This window comes from Streptomyces sp. NPDC051940 (genome assembly GCF_040680895.1).
Taxonomy (GTDB): Bacteria; Actinomycetota; Actinomycetes; order Streptomycetales; family Streptomycetaceae; genus Streptomyces.
In genome coordinates this window covers 60,835-69,821 of the sequence record NZ_JBFAXR010000034.1, presented here as the reverse complement: position 1 = coordinate 69,821, position 8,987 = coordinate 60,835, and the positions used below count along the sequence as shown (strand labels likewise).

Here is an 8,987-nt window from a genome sequence, read left to right as displayed (position 1 = left end):
CCACGCGGCACGGGCTGCTCGTCGACGCGGTACGGGACGGGTGCGGCGGCCGGGTGTACGACGTGTGCGCCGAGGAGTTGCCCGGGGGAGCGGTGGTCACGCTCGAAGTGTCCGGTCACGCTGGCGCCTGCGGCGCGATTCGGCGCTTCGCGCCTCAGTCCTCAAACGCCGGACGGGCTGGGAGGGGTGCCGGTCACGCTGGAAAGGTCGGATTGCGCTGGCGCCTGCGGCGCGGTTCGGCGCTTCGCGCCTCAGTCCTCAGACGCCGGACTGGCTGGGGTGGTGCTGCGGTCGCGCTCAGAGGCTCTGGTTCGCGTCGGCGCCTGCGGCGGCGCTGCGCGGCCGCGGTCGTCCGCTCCCCCAGCGGGCAGCCCTCTTACGCGCACCCCACCCGGTCCTCCGTCCGGGGTTCGCTCCCGTTCCATACGTCCGCGCCCTCCGGGTCCGGTGGGCGTACGCCGTGGATCGAGGTCGGGGTGAAGTCCGGGCCCAGGGTGAGTTTCATGACTGGGCCCTGGCCTGGGGACGGGATGAGGCGGGCCGTCGGGAGGGCTGTGTGGAGGGAGGAGGCCGAGCGGTCCCAGCGGGGGTCGTAGGTGATCGTCGTGTGCGCGGCCGGGGAGGGGGCGTTGCGGGCGGGGCCCGTGAGTGCGAAGCCGCCGCGGGCCAGGGTCTGCGCGGCCCGGGTGCCCAGGCCCGGTTCGGCCGTGCCGTTCACCACCTGGACGCGGATCGACGACGGGGCCACCTCCACCGGCTCGGCGGCCTGCTTGTGGCCGGCGCTCAGGGGCTGGTCGGCCCGGATGCGGGCGAAGAGGCCGGCAGCCCTGGCCCGGTCCCACAGGACCGTCGCGCCGACGCCCGGCACCTGGTGGTCCTGGGTCGCGATCGGCACCGTCGTGAACTCCGACGAGCTCGGTGAGAAGTGCCGCATCGCCCGCCCCAGCGCCAGCATCTCGCCGCCGCTGAGGCCGGAGTCCGCCCGGACGGATCCCAGCACCGTGCCGCTCACCTGGCGCAGCCGGACCGGGTTGAGCAGGGTGCGGGTGGCGGACACCTTGTCCATCACCGCGGCCAGGAACAGCTGCTGCCGCCGCATCCGGCCGAGGTCCGAGGCGCCGTCCACGTGCCGGGCGCGGACGTACTGCAGCGCCTCGCCGCCGCCGAGACGGCTGGTGCCGGCCGGCAGGTCGAGGCCGGAGTACGTGTCGCGCAGGGGGCGCGCGGAGCAGATCTCCACGCCGCCGATCACGTCGACCGTCTTCATGAAGGACGAGAAGTCGATCTCCAGATAGTGGTCGATGTGGATGCCCGTCATCTTCTCGACCGCGCGGACCGTCAGCGGCGGCCCGCCGTGCGCGTACGCCGAGTTGATCTTGCCGGCGTGGCTGGCCAGCCGCTCGCCCAGGGCCTTGTTGGTGTGCGGCGGGAACTCGACGTACGAGTCGCGCGGGATGCTCACGACGCTGGCCCGGCCGCGGTCGCCCGAGAGGTGTACGAGCATGATCGTGTCGGCGCAGTTGCAGGGCGCGCCGCCGAGGCTGTAGCGGGCGCGGTCGGCCTCGGAGATCCGGTCGCGCCGGTCCGTACCGACGACCAGGAAGTTCAGCCCGCGGCCGTCGTCCCGCGGCCGGTCGTCGAGTCCCTCGAAGGCGTCCACCCGGTCGATCCCGCCGCCCACCCGGGCCAGCAGCAGATGCCCCGCCCCGCCCACGGCCAGGACCAGCAGCGACAGGGCGGCCGCGAACCGCAGTCCCCAGCGCTTCCCGGGCCGGCGCGACGGCACACCCACGTGATCTCCTCCCCGGACGCCGGACCCCGGGCCCCCGCCCACCGGCCCGGGCGCCCGCACAGACCGTCAACGCTAGGCAGGTCCTACCCTCCGGGCGCGACTCCGGCACGCCGGATTCCCCCGTTCGCGGTACGGTGATCCCCGTTATGAGTACGCAGAACCAGCCCCCCGCCGTGTCCGTGATCATGCCGGTGCTCAACGAGGAGCGTCATCTGCGGCATGCCGTCGAGGCCATCCTTGCCCAGGAGTACGCCGGCGAGCTGGAGGTGGTGATCGCCCTCGGCCCGTCGCAGGACCGGACGGACGAGATCGCCGCCCAGCTCGTACAGGAGACCGCGTCGAACCCCTGGTGCCGTGTCCACACCGTCCCGAACCCCACCGGCCGTACCCCCGCGGCGCTGAACGCCGCCATCAAGGCCTCCCGGCACCCGGTCGTGGTGCGGGTCGACGGCCACGGCATGCTCTCCCCCGGCTACATCGCCACCGCGGTGCGGCTGCTGGAGGAGACGGGCGCCGTCAACGTCGGCGGTGTGATGCACGCCGAGGGCGAGAACGACTGGGAGCGGGCCGTGGCCGCCGCCATGACGTCGAAGGTCGGCGTGGGCAACGCCGCCTTCCACACCGGCGGCGAGGCCGGTCCGGCGGAGACCGTCTACCTCGGCGTCTTCCGGCGCGAGGCGCTGGAGCGGCAGGGCGGCTACAACGAGGAGTTCATCCGCGCCCAGGACTGGGAGCTGAACTACCGGCTGCGCGAGGCCGGCGGGCTGATCTGGTTCTCGCCCGAGCTGCGGGTGTCGTACCGGCCGCGGCCGAGCGTCCGGGCGCTGGCCAAGCAGTACAAGGACTACGGCAAGTGGCGCCACGTGGTGGCCCGCTACCACGCCGGTTCGATCAACCTGCGCTACCTCGCCCCGCCGGCCGCGGTCCTCGGCATCGCCGCGGGCGTCGCCGTCGGCGCGCTGCTCACGCCGCTGGGGTGGATCATCCCCGGGGGTTACGTCGCGGGCATCGTCGCCGGTTCCGTCCCCGCGGGCAGGGGCCTCGGCCTCAGGGCGCGCGCGCAGATCCCCGTGGCGCTGGCCACGATGCACATGTGCTGGGGCTGGGGCTTCCTCACCAGCCCCCGCTCCCTGGCCCGCCGGGTGATCGCCTCGCGCCGGCCGGCGGTCGTGGCCCCGTAGCCGAACCGGGCCGGCCCGGCCAGGGCCGCAGCCGCACCAACGCCTGAGAGGGGGTGCCCCGCCGAAGCGGGGCACCCCCTCTCAGTGTGCTCGGCGTCCTACCAGCGGTAGGGCGCGTAGACCTCCATGCACGCCGAGTCGTCCGCGCCGTTCAGCACGTCCGCGCTCTCCGGCGCCTTGTCCACGTCCTCCGCCTGGGCGGCGTCCTTCGGATACGTGAGGCCCGTGCGCCAGTCGGCGCCGACGATCAGGGTCAGCGTCTCCGTGCCCTTGGCCTGCTTGACCGCCCGCTGCGGCAGCCCGATGGCCTTGGCCAGCGCCAGCGCGTCGGCCTTCTGCTCCGTCGTGCCGTAGTTGAGCGTCGTGTCCGCCATCGGCCTGGGGGTCGTGTTCTTGGCGGCCTGCTCGTAACCGAGCTTCTGGAGCTGGTCGGAGATCGCGCCCGCCCGCCCGGGGACCGGGCCCTGGCTGCTGAAGCCGGTGCCGTTGTAGACCTCGACCTCGACCTCACCCTTGGGCTGCGGGGTGGCGGCGGGCTCCGTGGTCTTCGCCGCCTTCTTCTTGTCCTTGCCGTCGAAGGCGGTGTCCTCGCGCAGCAGCTTCCAGAGCTTCTCCGCCTCCGGCTTGTTCTCCACCAGCGTGGCCTTCGGGTTCTGCGGGTCCTCCAGCACCGGCATGGTGCTCATGGAGATTCGGTCGGTGGGCACCTTCTTGAGCTGGTTGCCCAGGTCGTACAGCTTCTTGACGCTGCCGAGGCCCTCGTCGACCGTGAGCGCCTTGGTGGCGGCCTCGGCCAGGTTCATCAGCTTGCCGGGGTCGGTGAGCTTGGTGCCCTTCTTCAGCTGGCGGACCATCGCGTTCATGTACTGGTGCTGGGCCTTCGCCCGCTGGATGTCGCTGCCCCAGGCGTACCGGGTGCGCAGCCACTGCAGCGCCTGCTTGCCCTTGACCTCGTGCGATCCGTGGGTCAGCCGCAGCCCGGACTTCGAGTCGTAGACGTTCTGCTTCACGCAGACGGGAACGCCGCCCACCGCGTCGGCCATCGACACCACGCCGGCGAAGTCGACCATCATGAAGTGGTCGATGTGCACGCCCGTCATCTTCGTCCAGGTGGCGACGGTGCAACCCGGACCGCCGTGCTGCAGGCTCTCGTTGATACGGGCGTAGGTGTTCTCCGGATAGACCTTGTCGGTCTCGGGGTCCTTGCACTCGGGGATCGTCACCATGGTGTCGCGGGGGATGCTGACGACCGACATGTTGCTGCGGTCGGCCGACACGTGCAGCAGCATCTGCACGTCCGCCCGCGGCTTCTGGTCCGCGGTGTCGCGGGCGCCGCCGAGCTTCTGGTTCTCCTTGGAGGCACGGCTGTCGGAGCCCAGCAGCAGGATGTTCAGCTCGGTCTGGCCGTCCGCGTTCGGCGCCTTCTTGTCGACCTGGGTGCCGGTGCCGATGTTCAGCGGCTTCTTCTCGATGTTCGCGTTGAGGTGCCGGTAGTACAGCCAGCCCCCGCCCGCGGTCGCGAGTATCAGGAACGCGAGCGTGCCGACGAACCACTTGACCCAGCGCCGTCCGCGCCGTGCGCGGCGGTCGCCGCGCCGCGGGGGCAGGTCGTAGTCGTCGTCGAAGTCGTCGGCATCGCCGTCGTCGTTGGACACATAGCCCCGCTGCCGCGGCGGCGCAGCCACCCGCGAGCCGCGGCCGGAATCGTAGAGACTCTCGTCCCAGCCGAGGTCGGACGCGCGGTCGCGGTCGCGGTGTCGCCCTCCGCCCGCACCGCGTACGCTGCTGCGGCCCATGAACCCTCCAGGTCGATGCTTGCCGGTGTACGGCACGTACACCTGTCTTGACGTGCTTCAGCTGCTCGGGTGTGTCACTTGGCGCACTTCTTGTCGTTGCCGTTGACCGACTGGATCCCCTCCGGGGCCTTCTCCGGGGCGGTGATCGGGGTGCCCGCGGCGGTGAAGTCGCCGCCGAGGGTGAGCAGCATCGGGTCGTCCGGGGACGCCTCGGCGTTCTTCTTCAGCGCGGTCTTCGGCAGGCCCATGAGGGCGGCCAGGGTGTTGGCCTGAGCCTGCTGATCGGGAGCGTACGAGAGAGTCGTTTTCGCCGCGGTTTCGGGGGCGTTGCCAGCCTGTTCGGCCGAGCCGATGCCCTTCTTGACGAGCCACTCGGCGGTGTCGGCCGCGGCGCCGGGGACCTCGCCGCCGTTCTGCACCTTCACGCTGACGTCCGCGGGCTTGGCCTTCGCGGTGGCCGCGGCCTTCTCCTTCTTCTTCACCTCGGTGAAGGAGACGTCGGACTGCATCATCTTCAGCACCGCCGGTGCCTTGGTCTCGTCGATGACGACGGTGGCCTTGGCGTTCTCCGGCTCCTCCGGGTTGTCCTTCACCGGGAGGGTGACGAAGGTGATGTTCTTCTGCGGGACCTTGCTGAGGTCCTTGGCGAGCGCCGACAGCTGCTTGATGCTGTCGATCTCGCTGTCCACGGTGAGCGACTTGGTCGCCGCGTTGGCCAGCTTCCACAGCTTCTTGGGGTTGGTGAGCGTGTCGCCGGACTTCATCTCCTTGATGAGGGAGCTGAGGAACTGCTGCTGCAGCTCGATCCGGCTGAGGTCGCTGCCGAAGCCGACGGAGTAGCGGGTGCGGACGAACGCGAGTGCCTGCTCGCCCTTGACGACGGACTCCCCCTCGGGGAGGTCCAGGTGGGACTTCTCGTCCTTGATGGGCCTGGCCAGACAGACCTTGACGCCGCCGACCGCGGTGGAGAGCTCCTTGACCGCGTTGAAGTCGGCGAGCATGAAGTGGTTGATCTCGAGGCCCGTGATCTTCTCGACGGTCTTCCAGGTGCAGCCGGGGTCACGGCCGTTCTGGCCGAGGCTCTCGTTGAAGCGGGGGGTGGAACGCCCGTAGTCGGCGGGCGTGCCGGCGATGTCCTTCCAGTCCCCGTTCTTGTCCTTGATCTTGCAGTCCGGAATGTCCGTTATCATGTCGCGCGGGATGCTCAGCACCGTCGCGTTCGACCGGTCCTCGGAGACGTGGAACAGCAGCGTGGTGTCGGCGTGGCCGACGCTCTCGCGGTCGCCGTACGTGGTGTTGCCCTTGCCGCTGCGCTTGTCGGTGCCCATCACCAGGATGTTGACCGGGCCCTTGGCCACGGCGGCGTTCTTCTCGCCGTACACCTCGGTGCTGCTGATGTTGCTGTTGAGCTTCTCGTACGCCCAGTACGCCGCGCCCGCGCCCGCCACGAGGACGAACCCCAGCACCCCGCCGGTGATCTTCAGGGCCTTGCGCTTGCCGCTCTGCGGGGCCTTGCCCCTGCGGCGGCTTGGGCGCGGACCGTCGGGCTGGAGGCCCTCGGGGCGGCGGGGACCGGGCAGCCGGGTTTCGCTGGGGCGCTGCCTGGGCACCGTTCGATGTGCCGCGTCCGGTCCGGGGGCGCGTCTGGGCGCGGGTGGCTGCAGGCGCAGCTCGTAGCTGCCGGTGTTCGGATTGAACACCCACTGGTCGGCGGGGTCGACTTCGCCCGCCTGCCCACGGCCTCGCGTATCCACGGTGCTCGGGTCCTCACTTCGAAAACCAAAGGCGCCTCCCCCGGGGGCGCTCGCTGAAGGTCGTACGTGCAGTGCAGGCCGCCCCTGGGGGACGGCCGGATCGCTCACACTATCCGGCCACCTCGGCGTCTAGCGACGCCCGTGACAAATTCCACTGCCCCACGCCCCCCTTCCATCCACCCGCCCCACGGTTAACATGCCCCCAATTGATCCGCTTTACCGGCAGATGTCATCTGCCGGTGTCGTCCCCTTATAGGTGGGACCGTCTTCCGGGTCGGCCTTCCGCAGCGGACCGTGGTCCCTGATCCGGACGCCGTCCTTGAAGAGTTTTTTGCCTACGAGTGCCCCGTTCGCCGGATCGCTCTCCGAGCTGAACTGCACGCGCTTGTCCTCGCGCAGCGCCTTGAAGAGCGCGTCGGCGTCCGGCTGTACCAGTTCGTCCCGGTTGGTATTGAGCGGGTACGGACGCCGCGGCACCGTCAGGAACCGCATCTGGTCCATCGGGATGTCGCGCACGGAGCGCACCAGCTCGTACAGCTCCGTGAGGTCCGACAGCCCCTCGTCCGTGGTCAGCGACTTCGTCGCCGCGTCCAGCAGCGGCGCCAGGCGGAGCGGGTTGAGCAGCACGCCGTTGCTCTTCACCTTGTTCACCAGCGAGGCCAGGAACTCCTGCTGGCGGTGCATCCGCTCGGTGTCGCTGCCGTCGCCGATGGTCTTGCGCGCGCGGACGTAGCCCAGCGCCTGCTCGCCGTCGAGGGTCTGCCGGCCGGGCTCCAGACGCAGCTTCGCCGCCTGGTCGTCGACCGCCTCGCGGACGCACACCTCCACCCCGTCCACGGCGTCGACCATCTCCTTGAAGCCCGTGAAGTCCAGGATCAGATGGTGGTCGACGCGGATGCCGGTCATCGTCTCCACGACGCGGATGGTGCAGGCGGCGCCGCCGTAGGAGTAGGCGAAGTTGAACTGGTTGAACTGGCTGCCGCTCTCCTCGCCGTCCGGCCGGCGGCAGCGCGGGATCTCGACCATCAGGTCGCGCGGCAGGCTCATCGCCGTGGCGCTCTTCCGGTTGCCCGCGATGTGCAGCAGGATCACCGTGTCCGAGCGCTGACCGGGCGTGGTGCGGCCGTACTTGCTGTTCCCGGCGCCGGAACGGTCGTCCGAGCCGATCAGCAGGAGGTTCCGCGCGCCCGTGGAGGCGGCGCGCGGGCGCGCCTTCTCGTAGCGCAGCAGCTCCTGGGCGGTGGCCGAGTCGATCTTGATGTTGCCGTCCAGGCGTTGGTAGAAGTACCAGCCCAGTCCGGCGATCAGTAACACCGACAGCGACAGGCACAGGACCGTCCGGCGCAGCCACTTGGGCGCGCGGCGCCGCGGCCTGCCCGGACGGGGCGGCCTCGGCTGCTGGACGGAGTCGGTCACCTGCGCTCTTCCCTCACTTGTCGGGCAGCGGCCGGCGGCCGCCCCCCGTGTGACAGACCGCCGAGACCCGTGGTTGGTTGTATGGCACCGTTTACGGGGGCACGCCCCCCGTACATCTGATCATGATGAACCGGGCCCCGGCCGACCGCGACTCGGCGCGCCCGGGCGTTCGACCGGTCCGGCCCGCCCCGTTCGGGAGGGGGGTCCGGAGGGTCGTCCACGCTCCGTTCGTACGAAGGGTCCGGGCGCCGGCTCACACCGAATGGGTGACCCGTTCGTCCGTACGCCGCTTGTCGAGCTCGTCAGGGGAGAGCCGGTCGAGATGGCGGCACAGGACGACCGAGCCGCCGGCCGCCAGCGGGGCGAGCAGTCCGGCCGCGAGCCCCTCCCAGTCCTCCCAGCCGCGCCCGGTGAGCACCCGCGCGCCGGGGTGCAGACCCATCCGCTCGGCCGCCGCGCGCGCCCGGTGCACCGTCTCGGCGCCGGTCAGCTCCATCCCGTCGGTCACCAGCGCGGGGGCGCCCGGGTCGGCGGGCTGGTACGCGATGAAGCGGTCGCCCTGGCCCGGCACCTCCACGGCGTAGTCCATGAACCCCTCGGGCGGCGCGGGGAAGCGCGCCCCCAGCGGGCGCAGGCTCAGCGCGACGCGTGCGCCCGTACAGGCGCGCGCGGCGTCCAGGGTGTCGGGCCCGGTCACCACCAGGTCCGCGGCCGCGGGGTCGCCGCCCGGCTCCACGACCAGGCCGGTGGACCAGGCCGCCAGCAGCCACACCGCGGACTGCCAGTGCGCCGGGAGCAGCACCGCCAGCCGGTCGCCGGGCTCGGCGGCGAGCTCGTCCTGGATCAGATTGGCCGTCTTCGCCACCCAGTTGGCGAAGGTCGCCACCGACAGCTCCACCCGCTCGCCCGTCGCGTCGTCGTAGTACGTCACGAGCGGCCGGGTCGGGTCGGTGGACAGGGCGTCGCTCAGGAGGCGTTCAGGAGTCGTCACAGCGGGTCAGCCTACTCCGAGCGGAATACGCCGAATAGACAGGTATGTCGGGTTGTG

Annotated in this window: 6 protein-coding genes; 1 reads left to right on the top strand and 5 read right to left on the bottom strand. The window is 71.0% G+C overall.

Translation table 11 applies throughout. The features are described 5' to 3' along the window. Positions 1–376: 376 nt before the first annotated feature. Positions 377–1,792 (bottom strand): LCP family protein, encoded by a 1,416-nt coding sequence (locus tag AB0M28_RS16145; protein WP_365404150.1) that lies wholly within the window; start codon positions 1,790–1,792, stop codon positions 377–379. A 146-nt stretch (positions 1,793–1,938) separates the two neighbouring features. On the opposite strand from AB0M28_RS16145, the gene AB0M28_RS16140 reads away from it, so the two are divergent. Next, on the top strand, positions 1,939–2,973 hold the full coding sequence (locus tag AB0M28_RS16140) for a glycosyltransferase family 2 protein (RefSeq protein ID WP_365404147.1): 1,035 nt from the start codon (positions 1,939–1,941) through the stop codon (positions 2,971–2,973). 98 nt (positions 2,974–3,071) lie between these two features. Here AB0M28_RS16140 and AB0M28_RS16135 read toward each other — a convergent pair whose 3' ends face one another. The 4 genes from AB0M28_RS16135 to AB0M28_RS16120 form a co-directional block, all read right to left on the bottom strand. After that, positions 3,072–4,769 (bottom strand): LCP family protein, encoded by a 1,698-nt coding sequence (locus tag AB0M28_RS16135; RefSeq protein WP_365404144.1) that lies wholly within the window; start codon positions 4,767–4,769, stop codon positions 3,072–3,074. Positions 4,770–4,843: 74 nt separating this feature from the next. After that, positions 4,844–6,523: an LCP family protein gene (locus AB0M28_RS16130; RefSeq protein ID WP_365404141.1), complete on the bottom strand. Its 1,680-nt coding sequence runs from the start codon at positions 6,521–6,523 to the stop codon at positions 4,844–4,846. Positions 6,524–6,739: 216 nt separating this feature from the next. Continuing rightward, positions 6,740–7,870 carry an LCP family protein gene (locus tag AB0M28_RS16125; RefSeq protein ID WP_365404165.1) on the bottom strand — a complete coding sequence of 377 codons (1,131 nt, stop codon included), beginning with the start codon at positions 7,868–7,870 and terminating at the stop codon, positions 6,740–6,742. A gap of 322 nt (positions 7,871–8,192) precedes the next feature. Beyond that, positions 8,193–8,930 carry a TIGR03089 family protein gene (locus tag AB0M28_RS16120; protein ID WP_365404138.1) on the bottom strand — a complete coding sequence of 246 codons (738 nt, stop codon included), beginning with the start codon at positions 8,928–8,930 and terminating at the stop codon, positions 8,193–8,195. Between the last annotated feature and the right edge of the window lie 57 nt (positions 8,931–8,987).

Bases quoted from the DNA above. Each gene is read 5' to 3' on its own strand.
- AB0M28_RS16140 (WP_365404147.1), top strand. From the start codon at position 1,939: ATGAGTACGCAGAACCAGCCCCCCGCCGTGTCCGTGATCATGCCGGTG.
- AB0M28_RS16135 (WP_365404144.1), bottom strand. From the start codon at position 4,769: ATGGGCCGCAGCAGCGTACGCGGTGCGGGCGGAGGGCGACACCGCGAC.